The sequence below is a fragment of the Rhodococcus sp. IEGM 1307 genome, assembly GCF_030056915.1.
Taxonomy (GTDB): Bacteria; Actinomycetota; Actinomycetes; order Mycobacteriales; family Mycobacteriaceae; genus Rhodococcus_F; species Rhodococcus_F opacus_D.
Genome location: NZ_JASHKW010000030.1, coordinates 1 through 15,998, shown reverse-complemented (window position 1 = coordinate 15,998; position 15,998 = coordinate 1). Strand labels below are relative to the sequence as shown.

Sequence of the window (15,998 nt, the reverse complement as noted above, 5' to 3'; positions counted from 1 at the left end):
TGCTTTCGTCGCCTACAGAACCGTGACATTGCTGCCGCGCCGCAGGATAATACCGAATAGTTGGTCTAGTTCCTTCCTCTCACGACTCGAAACGAATGACGGCGGGATTAAAATGGGAAACGAATTTGATGACCTCGAAAAGATCGCTGGCGAGGTCCCATATGTCGAGTATATCTTCAAGGCATACAAAATATTCTCGGCAGTGTATGACTTCGGAAAGCAGTCCGAAGAACAAAAGGCGATCGAGAAACTTGGCGAGGAAATTGAAACACTCAAGGCGCAAATGGCGAGCATAAACGACCGCGTAAACGAATTAACCCAAAAATTCGCGCAGGAACAGAATAAGAGTCGCTTTAACCGAATCAACTTTATCCATGGAATTGCCGTAACAGATCTCGCCTTCCAGCTGACCCAAGAGCCTGACACGAATGAACTTGCGATTATTGCGAACCGAGCGGCACTGGTGATTTCCGCTATCCTCATCGAGGATGAAGATATATGGCTTTGGAGCGATACGAGGAAGAAGCTATCACCTAATGGGCAAGACGAGTACTCCTTGATTCCGCCGCAATTTATGCTGCTCCCGTTGGGTGTACTTGCATGGGCAGTTGCGGTGTTCGCCACATCAGTCACCCGGCACATCTCAGAAGCGCCTACCTCGCGGCCGTCATACACCGTTAGGCTTAAGAAATTCCGCGACGCACTGAGTATTCGCGATGACTGGTCTGATCCTGTGGATAGCCCGAAAACACTCCCAGAGAAGGTACGCGCAGGGATCACAGTTGTGCCAAAACCTGTGGATGATTGGGCCGTAAATGGACACTGCCGATTCGCATTGGAGTGCATCAATCGAATCGATCGAACAGTCACCGTTGTGGGAAACGGGGTCGATATATACTTGGAGGGTCCCCACCCGTACCAATTGTGCATGGCGCCCGCAAATCTTGGAATTAACGAGGAATACGCGATTGAAGCCGACTACCAGCCTATTCAACTTATCGAAATGCTTCGAGACACAATGGTCCGGTTATTAACCCGAGGCACCTTGGCGGATCCCCCACCTGATCCACCATTCCCTGGTGAAACCGCACTTAGCCCCACGGTCTACGCCGTTAGACCAAATGGCGACATGGTGAGATATGAGTGTCGGCTGACCACTCATTTGCGTGGGACTGACGGAAGTATTCCGACATGGAAAACAACGAACAAAGTGGTCGGCCGACAATGGAATTCATTCTGGCGGATTGCTGCGGCTACACAAGATGTATTCTTTGCGGTCAGGGACGACAACACCATTCTCTGGTATCGCCACAACGACCCGGTTAATGATGGGAGCGACTGGTCGGGACCGGAGGATGTGTCACTGCCCGCAATCGACCAAATTGGAACATTCGTTGAGCACTGCTTTACATCAGGGGATCACGGTCTATACCAAATTGTGAAACAGATATATTCCGGCGGTGGACCAATCCAGGTAAATCAAACATTTCGGTTTCTACCGCACAATAACCTCGCCACAGGAACTGGAGGCTTTGGTAAGAGAATTCTTCTCGACTCCTCCTGGGGTGACTACGAATCCGTGTTTGGTGGCGGACCAAACGGGGCCGGAACCATACTCTATGCATTAAGTGAAAATGGGGAATTATTCTGGCACCAATGGGATTTGGACCCGTTCAAACTCATGGGACCGCGGATGATTGCATCCGGGTTTGAGAAGTACCGTGAAGTTTTCAGTACCGGATACGGCATGATTTTTGGGATACATCCCAATGGGAGTATGGACGCATGGTACCTCGAAAATTGGAGGGATCCGGAGCGGTCGCACATTGAGATTGCGCTTGGTTTTAAGGAGTACGGCAACTGGAAGGGCCCTGTGCGCCTTGGTCCACTGAACTGGAATGGGTTCGGTCATATTATTCCGAATTTCGGAACTAGCACTACCTCAGATCTCTGATGCGTGCAGTAGGAAGCTAGCGGCATGATCGTCGGAGCGCTTGCCCATCGCGTCAAGCGCCGCCCAATGGCCCATGCCGAGAAACGTTATTTTCACCTGCGGGACGTCCTGCTCGACAGATTGATCGACGAACTGCCCGCGCTGCGAGGCACTCACACACTGTCCGAATCGCGAGCCTTCACCTGGCCCGGAAGCGGAACCACCAGCGGGACGAGATCGGCGCCGGGCGCATGTCCGGCTGCCGGCGACGCTCGTCCCGGAACAGGATCCCTAACCGGAGCAGCCACAATCTGTTTTCCAGTACCAGGCGCGGAGATCGTGGGATCCTACTGGTCATGTGGACTGCGGATAGCTTTCAACGCGACGTATCAGCAGGCACATGGGTGGACGAAAGCCTGAAGCGATTCGCCATAGACCATCGTGCCGGCCTCGTCGGTCAGGTGGTGCCGCCGGAATTCGATGCATACGCACGGATATTTCATCCTGCCCATCGGCGCACAGGTCCCTCCGCTGGGCAACGCGAGCCCATCACCTGGCACGCCGTCGCAGCGGCGAACGAGCGTACCGCGCATCCACTGATGGAATGGGAGTTCCTACTCCCTACACCCGCGGCCAGAAAAGGTCAGCCGGGCCTATGGGACGAAGCTCCGATTCCCGGTGAGCTCACTGGCCCGACAGCTGAAGCTCTCATCGGTGTACTTGCGAACTTCACGACCACACCCGACCAGTGCTGGTACGCCATATGGGAAGGAAGCACCCTGCTCGATGACGTCCGCGAGAACGCCGGCCTACTGCAAGCGGGCAATATGGCGATGTTTCTACTCACCGACTCAATCACCGCGGCTGGAACCCAATTCCGCAATCTTTTGTCGCCGAACCTCTGGTGGCCCGACGACCGCGCCTGGTGCGTGGCAACCGACATCGACCTCATGGCCAGCTACGTTGGCGCATCCACAGAGTGTGTCCACGCGATCACCAATTGTTCCGACCTGGAAGCACTCGAAGTGTCCGCCACGATGAGCGTCCAGTGGGACAGCGACACCATCAACCCGCGGCCGGATAACCGTTCCTGACCGCAATCTCACGGACACGAACATCGGCCGGTCCGAACGCTAACACTGCAAGCCGATCCTCAAACGGTGGCGGGCCCGAAACCACGCAGCGCGGGTTGCCAACATCTCGCCGTAGCGCAGCGCCGCGGTGCCGTGACTAGCCCCAGTACGGTGGCTCCTGCTCTGGGTCGTCGAGCACGGCGTCGATTCGTTGGTCGGCCACGATCTGATCTATTGCTTCCACGTCGGCGCCGATGGTTGCGAAGTGCGGATCGACATCGTTGGTCACGCACCAGGCGCGATCTGCTGGCCAAATGAATGCGGGGTCAGGTGAGTAACCGTACGGCCACCGCGCAGGGTCACTGCTGTTCCAGTCTGCATAGTCCGCGAGTGTGCCGCGGAACAGCCAATAGTCGCGGTTAGGGATCACGAAGTTGGGCGCGACGTGGATGGCAGTATCTTCCCATCCGTCCCACATGCAGAAGTAGCACTCATTCGGTGTAGTTGTGTATTGCGACAGGAGGTCCAGTGCGACGCCGACCTGCTCTTTCTCGGTCAGTTCCTTCTGGTCGAACTCGACCTCGTTCGTCTTCTGGCCGGGGAAACTCGGATCGGGTATGAACCTCACCCGCGCATACTTCGGAAATCCGAGCGGACCTCGCCCCGCTAGTCGATACCACGGAAGACCCTGCTTGATTAGCCAATCCGCGGCAGAGGACTCGTTGCACAGTTCAAAGCTCACCTGACCATTGTCTACCGCGACCCCCGATTCGACGTTCCAACAGGGGATCCCCTCGCGGGACGGGTCGGGGCCTTGACGTTCGGACGATCCGTCCCGGTCATCGTTCGGCTCGGCCATGCCGAGCGCGGATGGAACGCGTTGTCCGTTCATAAGGAGATACTCGGAAGATGGGTAAACGGTGGAACGTACTCGAACGGCCGACACTCGAATTGGCGGACCAGCTGCGATCGGCTGATCACTCCGAGCTCGCGGCCGGTCTGCGAAACGCCGTGCCGGCCAACCTCGATCAAGGTCCATCCGATGCCCACTTCCCGGAGCTCAGGGCCCGATTGATTCAAGTCGTCGACTCATCCAGTGTGGACGAGGAGCTACGACGGTCCGCACAGAAGCTGATCGCGGTCATCGACGATCTCCCAACGGCGATGGGCCGATGCGGAACGGTCCACATCACCTGGCAGGAAACGATCAACCCCCGGATCATCGATCCGGACCCGCACCACTACAGCGGTCACTGGAGCGGATCACTCGGCCGTCGCAGTCCGGGGGAATCCGAGGACGTGGTCTATCAGAACGACCCCCAGTTCGACGATCTCAGCGATGCCCTCGAGTGGGCTCGCCGCCGCTCGTCTCGGGTTTTCGTTCGCCCCGCCTGGGATCCGGGAACCACGTACTGGGCTGGTGACGATTCAGCAGGACATACATGGCCGCGGTTGGAGGAACCCTCGTGATCTCAGCACCAATCACCTGGTTACGACCCCATCATCGCCGAAGCAGCCTCCCGTTAGCCGAACGATGACCGGCACGTCCCAAAAGCCGGCCCATGTCCGGAACGAGCTGAGCTGCACCGGTCCCGATAGCCCCGTCCGGTGAAGGAATCCCGAATCGGGGCGGCGAACGGGACACCAGTTAGGTTTGCCCTGGATAGTTATGCGCTGTTTCGGGTTGTCTCTCATTCGACCATTTCTCATACACCGGGTCGTGAGACACACAGCAGCGAGGACAATCATCACGGTTCTGAGCTGCTGGTCCAACGTAGTGCTCGTTGACTTCGCGATCGGCCGCGGATGAAGCTGGATCCATGAAAAGTCTGCGGGGCAAGGTCGCTTTGGTGACTGGAGCATCGGGCGGAATCGGTACCGTTATCGCGAGGGCGCTGGCCGCGGAGGGGGTAAATGTTGCTGTATCCGGCCGACGCGAAGATGTCCTCGACCAGCTTGCGCAGGAGTTGCGAGGGATGGGCGTCGAGGCAGCCGCCGTACCCGCCGACCTCGGTGATCTCAGTCAAATCGCCGTCGTCGTCGAGCGGACCGAGGGCGTGCTCGGTCCCATCGATCTGCTCGTCAACAACGCTGGCATCGAGAACACCGCGTCGTTTGTCCAGCTCGCCCCCGACGAACTAACAGCAATGGTCGATCTCAATCTCACCGCCCCGATGTTGCTGACTCACCGTGTTCTACCAGCGATGCTCAGCCGCGGCGCCGGCCACGTGGTCTTCGTCAGCTCGCTTGCGGGGAAACGGGGTGTCGCTTACAACGAACCGTACAACGCAACGAAGGGTGGGCTCGTTCTGCTCACCCAGTCCCTACGGGCCGAGTACGCGAGCTCGCCTGTCGGCTTTTCGGTCGTGTGCCCAGGTTGGGTGGCAGATGACGGGATGTTCCAACGGGTCACCGATGCTGGTATGTCGGCACCCCGATTGCTCGGCAGAACCACGACCGAGCGGGTAGCGACCAAGGTCGTCAGTGCGATAAAGGGGGACCTACCCGAGGTGATCGTGAACAGCGTTCCGATACGAGGTGTTTTGGCGTTCGGCGAATTGGCTCCACGGCTCATCGAGCGCGTCGTTCCAGTGTTCGGAGCCGATAGGTTCTACCGCCGGGTCAGCGCCAGCCGCGGCAGACTGGCGCCATCGGATCGAGAGTGACCCGTGCGTCTCGGTGGACTCTGGCGAGCTATCTCTCTGTCCGTCGAATCCGGAACTGTCTCGGTATCGACCGATTTCGAGGCACTGATTGCCACCTCGCTCGCTTCTGTCGGCTAACGATCAGTGACTTTTGACTGGCGTTGAGAGCACGATGAAACAGACCGGTCGGAAAGATTCAAGTGCTGCGCGGGAGGTACTGCGATGCCGAAGGCGGATCTTGTACTCGAGGGCGGCGGCGTCAAAGGCATCGCCCTGGTGGGTGCGGTTGAGGTGCTCGAAGAACACGGGTACGAATTTGAGCGGGTGGCGGGGACCTCCGCCGGCGCAATCATCGGCGCTTTGGTCGCCGCTGGATGTCCGTCAGAAGAGATGGTCCAAATCATGCGGACCGTGGACTACCAAAGATTCAAGGATGGCGATCTCATCGACAGATTCGCTCTCGGCCGGGCACTGGGATTACTCGTAGAGCAGGGCATCTACGACGGGGAGTACCTCAAGACATGGCTGACTGACCAGCTGAGGGAACGGGGAAGTCTCACGTTCGGGGACCTTCCCTACAACGATGACGATCATCCGCTCCCACCCGAGAAGCAATTTCGCCTGGTCGTGATGGCCTCTGACATTAGTCAGGGTTGTCTGCGCCGATTGCCCTGGCAATACAACTACTACGGGCGCGATCGCGGGGCCCAGCACGTCCGGAGGCCGTGCGAGCATCGATGTCGATCCCGTTCTTCTACAAGCCGGTCCGGTGGGACACCGCGTCTGGCGAAAAATCGTGGCTCGTTGACGGCGGGCTTTTGTCGAACTTCCCCATCGACGTCTTCGATGCTCCTTCGGGCACTACACCGCGTTGGCCCACGATAGGGATCAAATTGTCGGCAAGGCCGGACGCGGCGCAAGGCACCATCAATACTGTCACTGGCTTGCGGACCATGGGATTGGCGATCCTGAATACTCTGACCGGGTTTTACGATCGAATGCATCTAGGTGACGCTTCTGTGGCAGATCGTACGATCTTCGTCGATACAGGCAGGGTCAAGTCGACAGACTTCGACCTCACGGAGGAGAACCAGGACATGCTCTACGAGAACGGTCGCGCCGCAGCGAAACTATTCTTGGATGGAGATGGGACTGATAAGCACACCGGCTGGAATTTCGAACACTATGTGGCTACCCACCGAAGCTGAGTCGGACAATTAATTCACCCTACTATAGCGCGAAGAATTGCAATGCTACTTTCCCGGTTTAATGCTTGCGATGAGATCTTTGACTGTGTTGGCGTTTTCTCGGTAGTTTGGATCCAGAGCTGAAAGCAGCACGATAACTGCCCACAGTAGGCAGGCGACAGTGATGTATGTGCCGATTTCGGCCGGTATTGAGACACCAAATGCCTTGGTGACGAACAATAGTGCTGCGATCGGTATCACTGCCACGAAAATCTGCCGAATTGCTTTCATTAGATGGTGTTGCCACCGAACTCTGGCCGACGTAATTGGCAACTTTTCGACCGCGTGAAGGTAGTGGTAGCGATGGGTAGCTATGGGTCCGATGATCGACAGTAGCTCGTGGTGGAGGTCGGCCTGAGTGGTCTCTTGTGGAAAAGCTACCCAAATCTTCAGCGTGCGAACGAATTCCGCGACCCGTCGGAAGTGATCCACCGACGCGTCGAGAGGGTCCCTACGATCTAAGCCGAGTGCGATCGGCAATATTGACTCGAAGTTGATTGCAATCTGCTCAAGAAGTTTTATGATTCTGCGACGACTTTGGATGTTTCGCGTAACTGCCGGCGTTAATGTCGTAATTTCCCACGTTTTGAGAAATATGTCGAGATCGGGCGGGATATCAAAATAGGAACCAATGGCCGGAATTTGAACGATTAGAGAGTAAAAAATCATGATACCGAGCCAGCTGATAGTGGCAGCTGAAAAGATAACTAGGAAGCTTCCGAGTAACCCTCGCTCGTAAGCGTCGGGGGAGGCCGCTATTACCCCAATCATAATTGGAAGCATTACTGGTGCTAAAAACAAGAGGCCTATTTGTTGCCTATAGCGACGCCTGAACGCAGCGTTGGAAGAGACGAAAAGGCAATGTCGTATTCGTGAGACTGCTCGTTCTCCGTATTCCGAATTCAATTGATCCTGGTATGGTAATATTTCTAGATACCTTGATGCGACGACCCGCCGGAGTGCGAATAATCTCAATTTTTTAAAAGACTTGAGCCGGAACAGGTTTTTATACAATTCGATCTGCGACAAGAGCTCGTGTGCGAATGGCCTGCTGGCCGAGGATGCGGCCGTCGTGATGTCCTCGGTGGGCCTTGATTCTCCCCTCATATAAGTAAGCATGCGCTCTCCATCTGGTCGGTTGGGGGTGTTTGTGCGTGGATGGGCGAATCGCGACTGGTCGCCGGTGCTCGATGGGTGTGCGCTTGGGGACGGGGAGGCGCGGGCGAGGGTCGTCGCAGAACTACGCTGCGCGGCAGGTGGTGGTTCAGTAACGGCCGTTACTGAGACGACCACGGGTGAGACACCGGTCGGATTCGAGGGTGACGAGCCTCAGCATCGGCCCTGAGTGTGCGACGGCTGCTCGGCAGGCGTCCCGCCGCCGAATCGACTGTCAGTTTCAGAAGGCGACTGCACGCGTTCACTACTCGACTGCACACCTCCAGGAAGCGCTTCGGACCGGGAGCGCTGTGCCGGTACCTGTTGCGGTGGTTCGGTTCTCGGAGCTTCGCCGTAGCCGGCGCCGAACAGGATGAAGATCCCCGACCAGTTCGGACAACTGTTGTTTGTTGTGGGCGAGTGTTGTTTGCATGTTGGCGAGCGTGCGGGTGCCGTCACGTATTTGTTCGACTATTGATGTGATATCTGTTCGACGACCCACGCGGCGATCTGCGCGCGTGAGGTGAAGCCGAGTTTGGCTAGGATGTGTTCCACGTGGCCTTGAGCGGTGCGTTGCGAGATCACCAGCTTGGCGGCAATCTCTCTGTTGGTCATGCCCTGCGCGACCAGGTCGGCGACCTGCTGCTCTCGCCGGGTCAACGCGGGCGCGGCGCTGTCGGAGGCCTTGTCGGGCGGCTGCTCGCCCAAGGCGTACGCAGTGGCGTCCTCGAAGGTGGCTGCTGCACCGTGGCGGATCTCGCTGTCGAACACCCGAGCACCCAGCGATTTGCGCACCTGTCGCTCTGCTTCGTGTTGGTACGAAGCCATGTCGGGGAAACTGACAGTCGGGCTGCCCATCGTTTCGCGCAGGGTCGCCGCCGCTCCCATCAGGACGGCAGCCCGTCGGGGTTGATGCATGTCTGCGGCGATCCACGCGAGGGTCTGCATACACCAGGCCGTGCCGCGGAGGTCACCGGTCAGACGGTTCAGACGTAGTCCCTGGCGAACTGACTCGGCGCCCGTCGATGCAGCACCTTGTTGCCATGTCACCAGCCCGTTGACCCAAAGGGAGTATGACCGGAAGATGCATTCGCCCAACGGCTCGGCGAGCGCGAGGACCTGCTGATGTAACGGCGAGACCCTCGTTGGCTCGTCGTGTAGGGCGCAACTGAGTGCCAGGCCGACGAGACTGGCGAGATGGCGGTGCAGGTCGCCCTGGGTGCGGGATTCTGCAGAGGAGGTCTCGAAGTGCTCGATCGCGCGGGTGAGGTCGCCACTGTAGAGCGCCACGAAGGCGGCGGTGAAACTTCGCAACAGATCGATTTCGGGTACACCGATGCTGGTTGTGATCGCATCCAGGTCGGCGAGGGCGGCCGTGGCCGAGGGGAGGTCGCCTTGTAATGCCGCCAGCATGCTGGCGGTATGCAACGCGAGGGCTTGTTCTTCGGTCGGCTGGGAACCGTGATGGTCCAACAACCGCTCCAGCCAGTGTCGGCCCTCACCGAAGATGCCCCGACAATTCCAGAACGACCCCAGGGCGTTCGCGATTCGCAGACCGATATTCGTGGGGTCGGGGTTGTTCAGACAGAATTCCATGGCCTCTCGGAGATTGGGTTGCTCGCGGTCGAGCCGGGCAATCCAAGCGGGCTGTTGCGGGCTGATCCACTCCCTCCACGCCCTTGCGGACAGCGACATGTACCAATTGACATGTCGACGGCGCAGTTCATCCGACTCTCCAGATTCCCGGAGTCGTTCCCGACCGTACTCGCGGAGCGTCTCGAGCAGTCGGTAGCGCACCGCACGGCCCGACTCCTCCCGTATCAGCACCGACTTGTCTACCAGTCCGGTCAGCACGTCAACGAGGGTTACCGATCCCAGGTCGTCGCCACCACAGATGCCCTCCGCTGCATCGAGTTCGAAGCTGTCGGCGAACACCGACAACCACGCCCATGCCTGTTGCTCCTGCTCCGTGCACAGGTCATAGCTCCAGTCGATGCACCACCGCAGGCTTTGCTGCCGCGTCGGCGCGTCCCGGTGGCCGCGGGTCAACAACGTGTACCGGTCGATCAACCGTTGCAAGATCTGTTCGGGCGACATCGCCCTCAGCCGAGCGGCGGCCAATTCGATCGACAACGGTATCCCGTCGAGGCCGTGACAGATCCGTGCGACAGTTTCCTGGTTATCCTCGGTAAGTTCGAACGTAGGCACGGTCGCAGCGGCGCGTTCGGCGAACAATGTCACCGCGTCGTAACGAGGTAGCCCCTGCAGCGAGGTCCCGCGGTGGAGGTCGGGGACTGACAGTGGAGCAATTCTCAGCACCGCTTCCCCCCCGATGTCGAGCGGCTCGCGGCTCGTCGCCAGGATCCGAATCTCGGGACACGTTCGTAACAGTGTCTCGGCCAGTTTCGCTACGACGTCGACGACTTGTTCGCAGTTGTCGAGTACCAGGAGTGTCTGCCGGGGGGCTAAGTATCGCAGCAGCAGGTCCTTCATGGGCTGAGCGGAATGGTTCCGCAATCCCAACGTCGCGGCTAGGACGTCTGCCAACAACGACTCGTCGTGCAGTTTGTCCAATTCGACTAGCCAGACACCGTCGGCGAATCCCCGTTCGACGCTCGCGGCGGCCCGTAACGCGAGGCGCGTCTTGCCGACACCGCCGACCCCGGTCAATGTCACCAGTCGGGCGGCGGTCAGCAGCTGCTTCGCCTCGGCCAATTGGCTCCGACGACCGATGAAACTTGTCAGTTCCAAGGGGAGATTTCCGGGTGTGTTGCGAGCGCCGAGCGATGCTGGCGCACGCGACGCGGAGAATGACCGCTCCGCTTTGGGACGCTCGTCTCCTAGTGACACGCGCACGGCCATCTCTTCAACAGCGAATCCGTGGCGCAGCTGGGCGTTGCGGAGTTCTTCACCCAGCTCGGCCGCGGTGGGACGGTCCTCGGGTTCACCGGACATCGATCGTTGCACGACCGCGCTCACGTCGTCGGGGATGCCGTGTACACGTAAATCCGGAGCAGGGTCCGTGGTTATCCTCAAGAACTGCGCGAAGACCTGTTCCCCGCTGCGGCGTTCGAATGCTGCGTGCCCGGTGATGACTGCGAACAGGGTTGCGCCGAGTCCATACACATCCGCCGCGGGACTCGGCGGCTGTCCGGCGAGGACTTCGGGGGCAGTGTATGCCGGGGAACCTGTCACAACGCCGGTTGCGGTGACGAAACCACCGGAAATGTGCGCGATGCCGAAATCCGTCAGCGCCGGCTCACCGTAGTCCGTGATCAGGATGTTTGCTGGTTTAACGTCGCGATGCATGATCTGCAGCCGATGTGCTGTCTCCAACGCCCCCGCTAACTTCACCCCCAGTCGCAGCGCCTCCTCCAACGGCAACGGACCGTGGCGCCGAACCCAAGCATCTATCGAGTCCCCCGGGTAGTACTGCATCACGATGAAAGGGCGACCGCTGTCAGTGGCGCCGACCTGCAAAGCAGTCACTATGTTGGGGTGACCAGTGAGCCGACCCATCGCCCGCTGTTCCCGAAGGAACCGCTCCCGATTCTCCTCATCGAGGACCGCGGTCGAGACCTTTACCGCCACGGCTCGATCCAGAGCATGCTGAGTGCACCGGAAGACAATTCCGAACCCGCCCCGTCCGATCTCCTGCGGGTCATCGAAGCCAGCCGCTTCCAGTTCCGCCGGCACCGTGATAGCCATATCGCGCCGGGTGTTGCCCGGATCATCATCGATCATCGACTACCAGCGTTTCTTCTGAAAACTATGACCACCCGCATGCTGCAATCCGACGTCCGCATACAGGCCAGAAACTGTTCCGAGATCCAATACTGCCACTGTCGTCAGCAAAAATGACAGAACCATATTGCCGGACACTGCGTGAGGAGACTGGTGTCTGCAATGGGGCGATCAGGGCAGTCGCTATCTATGGCACCGCCAAACGGACTATGGATAGTCCCACTCCGGAGCGGTCCCAACACCACATCGGCCACAGCAATCCCCGAGGCAACGACACGCCGGCCGCCACGGAAGCAATTTCGATCGTGCACCATCACACATATGCCGACGCCACCGGAATCGACGAAGAGCTCGCTGCGCTAAAAACTGCTGGATCGCGCCCGGACCAGGTGGCCCCAACTGGCCACGATCAACACCCGATTCCGCAGTACGTCGACGGCGTGCTGACCGACGGGACAGTGATCCCGTTGATGCGACTGCGGCAGGCACTCCTATGACCATGGAGTCACCGCCCACGTCTCCCACCGTCGCACAACTACTCGCGAGTGGCGTGCTCAACGAGACAGAAGTCGTGGGTGGCCGGCACGGCCTCGGTCGGCGAGTCAGATCGGTAAGTGCCTGCACAACGCTGTCCCGCTTGTCTTCCCTTGCCCCGGACACTGTGGCGGTTTTCGGGCCAGAGGACTCGAACATCGAGGATCTCGACGCTGAAACCGCGATCCGAATCGCCACCGGTGTGGGTCTTGTTGGCCTCATTTTCATCAGCGAGGCACCCAGGCATGCGCTAGTGACAACCCGACGGCTGGCTGACAAGCTCGGCATCCCGGTTGTCGTTGGCAAATCGCTGTCAGTAGGCGACGTGGTGGAGCGGCTCGACTACATGGCGCGCTTTCCTGAACTCGGAATTGCTCGGGCTCTGCAGGAGTTCATTCGTCGACTCCCACTCGTAGGGCATTCCCCGGAACGGCTCCTAGGCGCACTCTCTGACCAGCTCTCCTGCGCGGTCTCCGTTGTCGATGCTTATGGCAGCCACGTTCGTGGCAGCACAGAAACTGGCGTTACGTCACCTCAGATCTTGGATCATCTGCAAAGCCCCCGGCCCTCGGGCCGCTCTATGGAAGGTCCAGGCGGAGCGACACTTGTCGTAGAACCTGTGGCTATATCCCGTGACGGACCAGCCAATCTTTGGCTTATTGCCACCCTTACTTCGAGCACGGAGGACCGGATCGATCTTGCCCGGCACCTTCTGGCGGTCTCCGCATGGCCACTCGCAACGGAGCTGCTTCAACGTTCCCTGACAGCCGAGCGTGAAGGTCGCCAACGTTCGATGCTTCTGACTGAAGTCGTCGAGCACTCCTCTGCCCCACCTCGGCAAACTGTGGAACGAGCCACAGCGCTAGGTTGGCGTCTGTCCGGATGGCATACCGCGATCTCGATCGCCAGTCGAGACAGTGGCGCCGACGCGAGGGGCAACCTCGCCGCCAGGGTCATTGAGGACGGACTCAAACTTCACGGACTCGTCGCCGATCTCGTTGAACGGCCCGAAGGATGGGTCTTCTGGACAACAACTGAAGTAGAGCCGATGGCCGAAGACAGTGGAAAAATCGTACGCCGCGTGCGAGATGCACTCGAGTGGGTGGCCAGCGAGGTTCCGTCCGCTTCACTGGCCGCTGGAGTTGGCTTGCCGTTCGAAGGTGCAGACGGAATCCGCGCATCAATCCAAGAGGCCGAGTCCGCGTGCCTTCTGGCCCGGACCCGATCAGACACTGTTGCAGTCGAGCACAGCGACGCTACCAGCGTCCGACGCCTACTCATCGGCTACTACTCCAACCGACCGTTACGCGATGTCGCTACCCATTTAATGGCCCCCTTACATAAAGCCGACACAAGTGGCGAACTGGCACGCACACTGACGGCTTTCCTCGACAACAATTCTTCTGCGACAGCAACAGCGAAAGTTCTCGACGTCCATCGAAACACCGTCCTCAACCGCCTCGATAAGATCACGGCCCTACTCGAGCTCGACTTCTCCGATCCTGAGGATCGGTTAGCCGCCCAACTCGCAGTCCACCTCGCCGAACTCGATTGAAGGGAGGGTCCGATGTCCGTGGCCATGAGAAAGTACCCACTGGTGGCCAGGTCGAGGTCCCCACTGGTGGCCAGATAAAAGTCCCCACCCCGTGTTCGTCGTGTCGATCAGGAACTTGTGGCCCGAGCGGTGACGGTGAAGGTGCCAACCACACACCGCACCACCCGGGGAGTTCCATTGAAGTCTGCGAGGGACCGTATGGACATCATTTCCGCCTACCGAGAAGTCGGGTCGTACCGGGGAGCCGCCGAGCTCTGCGGCACCACCCACAAGACCGTCAAACGAATCGTCGAGCAGTTCGAGGCCGGTGACACCCCGCGACCGCGAGCTGAACGCGCCCGCAACTACGACGCGGTGTCCGAACTCGTCACCCAACGAGTGGAGAAATCCCAGGGCCGCATCTCCGCGAAACGGTTGCTCCCGATCGCACGGACCGCCGGATACGAGGGGTCGGACCGCAACTTCCGCCGCCTCGTCTCGGATGCGAAAGCGCAGTGGCGCAACGAACATCATCGCGGACGCCGCCCCGCGGTGTGGACACCCGGCGAATACCTGGTCATTGACTGGGCTACCGTCGGCGGCCTGCACCTGTTCTGCGCTGTGTTGGCGTATTCGCGGTGGCGGTTCGCCGCCTTCGCCACCGACGAGCGTGCCACGACCACGCTGGCGTTGATCGCCGAAGCGCTCGGCGCGATCGGTGGCGTCCCGGAGAAGGTGCTGGCGGACCGGATGGGCTGCATCAAGGGTGGGGTCGTGGCGAACGTGGTGATCCCCACCCCGGACTACATCCGCTTCGCCACCCACTACGGCTTCGCCCCCGACTTCTGCCACGCCAACGACCCGCAGTCGAAGGGCATCGTGGAGAACCTCGTCGGCTACGCCCAGCGTGACCTGGCCGTCCCGCTGTTCACCGAGGCCGCGATCGTCGGCACCACGGTCGATGTCCGTACCGCGAACGTCGCCGCCCGCACCTGGTGCGCCGAGGCCAACGCCCGGATGCACACTGAGATCTGCGCGATTCCTGATGAACGACTGCGCGACGAGCGGGAACTGTTGCACCCATTGCCGTCTCTGCGGTTGCAGATGGGGCCGGCGCCGGTGACCCGCAAAGTGGACCGGCTCTCGTGTGTGCGGTTCGCGTCCGCCCGGTACTCGGTCCCGACCCGGCTGATCGGGTCCTCCGTGCGGCTGGTTCAGTCCGACGATGCCCTGGTGATCGTCGAACCGGCGACCGGGCAGGTGGTCGCCGAACACGACCTCACCGCACCGGGAACCGCGTCGGTGCACGATGAGCACTACGACGGACCCCGCCCGGCCCCGAACCGGGCACCTAGGCCGAGAACGACTGTCGAGCAGCAATTCTGCGCTCTCGGTGCGAGCGCCGAAGCGTTCCTGGTCGGTGCCGCCGCGATCGGCAACACCCGCCTGGGACCCGAACTCGAGGTGCTGCTGGCGTTGGGCGCCGCGCACGGCACCGAGGCGTTGGTGGCGGCGTTGACCCGGGCGGTGGCATTCCGACGCTTCCGAGCGGCCGATGTTCGCTCGATCCTCGCTGCCGGAGCCGGAACTCCGCATCCCAGGCCGGCCGGGGATGCGTTGATTCTGGATCTTCCGACGGCGCCGACCCGATCGCTCGACGACTATGCGATCGGCCCGCGCACGGACGGGAGCGCCGGCTCATGACCGAAACAGCGACCACCGCAGAAGGGCCGGTCACCCCTGCTCCACCGCCCGTGGTTCCGGTGCTGGCGGCGGACCTCGATGCCGGGTTGCGTCGACTCAAACTCGCCGCGATCCGTCGCACCGCACCCGAAGTCCTCCTGACCGCGAAGACCCAGCGCTGGACCCCGGAAGAGGTGCTGCGAACCCTCGTCGAGGCGGAGATCGCCGCCCGGGACGCCTCGAACATCGTGAACCGGCTCAAGGTCGCCGCGTTCCCGGTCACGAAGACGTTGGAGTCGTTCGACGTCGCGGCGTCATCGATTCAGCCCAAGGTGTTCGACTACCTGACTAGCTTGGAATGGGTTCGAGCGCAGTCGAATCTGATGATCATCGGACCAGCCGTTATCGTCGGTTTGAGCTGAGAAGCCTTTCGTTTGCGCTGGTCATGAC

At 60.0% G+C, this 15,998-nt stretch carries 11 protein-coding genes and 2 pseudogenes; 9 read left to right on the top strand and 4 right to left on the bottom strand.

From position 1 onward, the window contains the following. Window positions 1-22 precede the first annotated feature (22 nt). Entirely contained in the window at window positions 23-1,954 is a 1,932-nt protein-coding gene (locus QM841_RS38655; protein ID WP_283336092.1) for a hypothetical protein, read from the top strand. Here QM841_RS38655 and QM841_RS38650 read toward each other — a convergent pair. Next, complete coding sequence (locus QM841_RS38650; protein ID WP_283336091.1) at window positions 1,943-2,110, bottom strand: hypothetical protein; 168 nt, start codon at window positions 2,108-2,110, stop codon at window positions 1,943-1,945. The genes QM841_RS38655 and QM841_RS38650 overlap by 12 nt on opposite strands. 179 nt (window positions 2,111-2,289) lie before the next feature. On the opposite strand from QM841_RS38650, the gene QM841_RS38645 reads away from it, so the two are divergent. Then, window positions 2,290-3,027 (top strand): hypothetical protein, encoded by a 738-nt coding sequence (locus tag QM841_RS38645; protein ID WP_283336090.1) that lies wholly within the window; start codon window positions 2,290-2,292, stop codon window positions 3,025-3,027. A 136-nt stretch (window positions 3,028-3,163) separates the two neighbouring features. Here QM841_RS38645 and QM841_RS38640 read toward each other — a convergent pair whose 3' ends face one another. Then, the gene (locus QM841_RS38640) at window positions 3,164-3,898 is read right to left on the bottom strand and encodes a hypothetical protein (RefSeq protein WP_283336089.1); all 735 of its coding nucleotides are present in this window, start codon (window positions 3,896-3,898) and stop codon (window positions 3,164-3,166) included. A 17-nt stretch (window positions 3,899-3,915) separates the two neighbouring features. Here QM841_RS38640 and QM841_RS38635 point away from each other — a divergent pair, with 17 nt between their 5' ends. The 4 genes and pseudogenes from QM841_RS38635 (at window position 3,916) to QM841_RS38625 (ending at window position 6,859) form a co-directional block, all read left to right on the top strand. After that, window positions 3,916-4,476, top strand: a complete 561-nt coding sequence (locus QM841_RS38635; protein ID WP_283336088.1) for a hypothetical protein — start codon at window positions 3,916-3,918, stop codon at window positions 4,474-4,476. A 380-nt stretch (window positions 4,477-4,856) separates the two neighbouring features. Continuing rightward, on the top strand, window positions 4,857-5,672 hold the full coding sequence (locus QM841_RS38630; protein WP_349307455.1) for an SDR family NAD(P)-dependent oxidoreductase: 816 nt from the start codon (window positions 4,857-4,859) through the stop codon (window positions 5,670-5,672). A 201-nt stretch (window positions 5,673-5,873) separates the two neighbouring features. Further along, window positions 5,874-6,317, top strand: a pseudogene (locus tag QM841_RS43665) (patatin-like phospholipase family protein); the annotation flags it as partial. A gap of 59 nt (window positions 6,318-6,376) precedes the next feature. Beyond that, window positions 6,377-6,859: a patatin-like phospholipase family protein gene (locus QM841_RS38625; RefSeq protein ID WP_283336086.1), complete on the top strand. Its 483-nt coding sequence runs from the start codon at window positions 6,377-6,379 to the stop codon at window positions 6,857-6,859. Window positions 6,860-6,904: 45 nt separating this feature from the next. On the opposite strand, the gene QM841_RS38620 is transcribed toward QM841_RS38625, so the two are convergent. Then, complete coding sequence (locus QM841_RS38620) at window positions 6,905-7,669, bottom strand: hypothetical protein (RefSeq protein WP_283336085.1); 765 nt, start codon at window positions 7,667-7,669, stop codon at window positions 6,905-6,907. An 855-nt stretch (window positions 7,670-8,524) separates the two neighbouring features. Beyond that, window positions 8,525-11,797, bottom strand: coding sequence for a protein kinase domain-containing protein (locus QM841_RS38615; protein WP_283336084.1), 3,273 nt, complete (start codon window positions 11,795-11,797; stop codon window positions 8,525-8,527). Between the two features lie 637 nt (window positions 11,798-12,434). On the opposite strand from QM841_RS38615, the gene QM841_RS38610 reads away from it, so the two are divergent. From QM841_RS38610 to QM841_RS38600, 3 genes and pseudogenes are all read left to right on the top strand, one after another. Next, entirely contained in the window at window positions 12,435-13,886 is a 1,452-nt protein-coding gene (locus tag QM841_RS38610) for a PucR family transcriptional regulator (protein WP_283336083.1), read from the top strand. 177 nt (window positions 13,887-14,063) lie between these two features. Beyond that, window positions 14,064-15,569, top strand: a complete 1,506-nt coding sequence (istA, locus tag QM841_RS38605; protein WP_283336082.1) for an IS21 family transposase — start codon at window positions 14,064-14,066, stop codon at window positions 15,567-15,569. Next, window positions 15,566-15,949: pseudogene (locus tag QM841_RS38600) on the top strand (ATP-binding protein); the annotation flags it as partial. The gene istA and the pseudogene QM841_RS38600, both read left to right, overlap by 4 nt. Between the last annotated feature and the right edge of the window lie 49 nt (window positions 15,950-15,998).

Coding starts and splice junctions, on each gene's coding strand:
- QM841_RS38645 (WP_283336090.1), top strand. CDS start 2,290: ATGTGGACTGCGGATAGCTTTCAACGCGACGTATCAGCAGGCACATGG.
- QM841_RS38640 (WP_283336089.1), bottom strand. CDS start 3,898: ATGAACGGACAACGCGTTCCATCCGCGCTCGGCATGGCCGAGCCGAAC.
- QM841_RS38635 (WP_283336088.1), top strand. CDS start 3,916: ATGGGTAAACGGTGGAACGTACTCGAACGGCCGACACTCGAATTGGCG.
- QM841_RS38620 (WP_283336085.1), bottom strand. CDS start 7,669: ATGATTGGGGTAATAGCGGCCTCCCCCGACGCTTACGAGCGAGGGTTA.
- QM841_RS38615 (WP_283336084.1), bottom strand. CDS start 11,797: ATGATCGATGATGATCCGGGCAACACCCGGCGCGATATGGCTATCACG.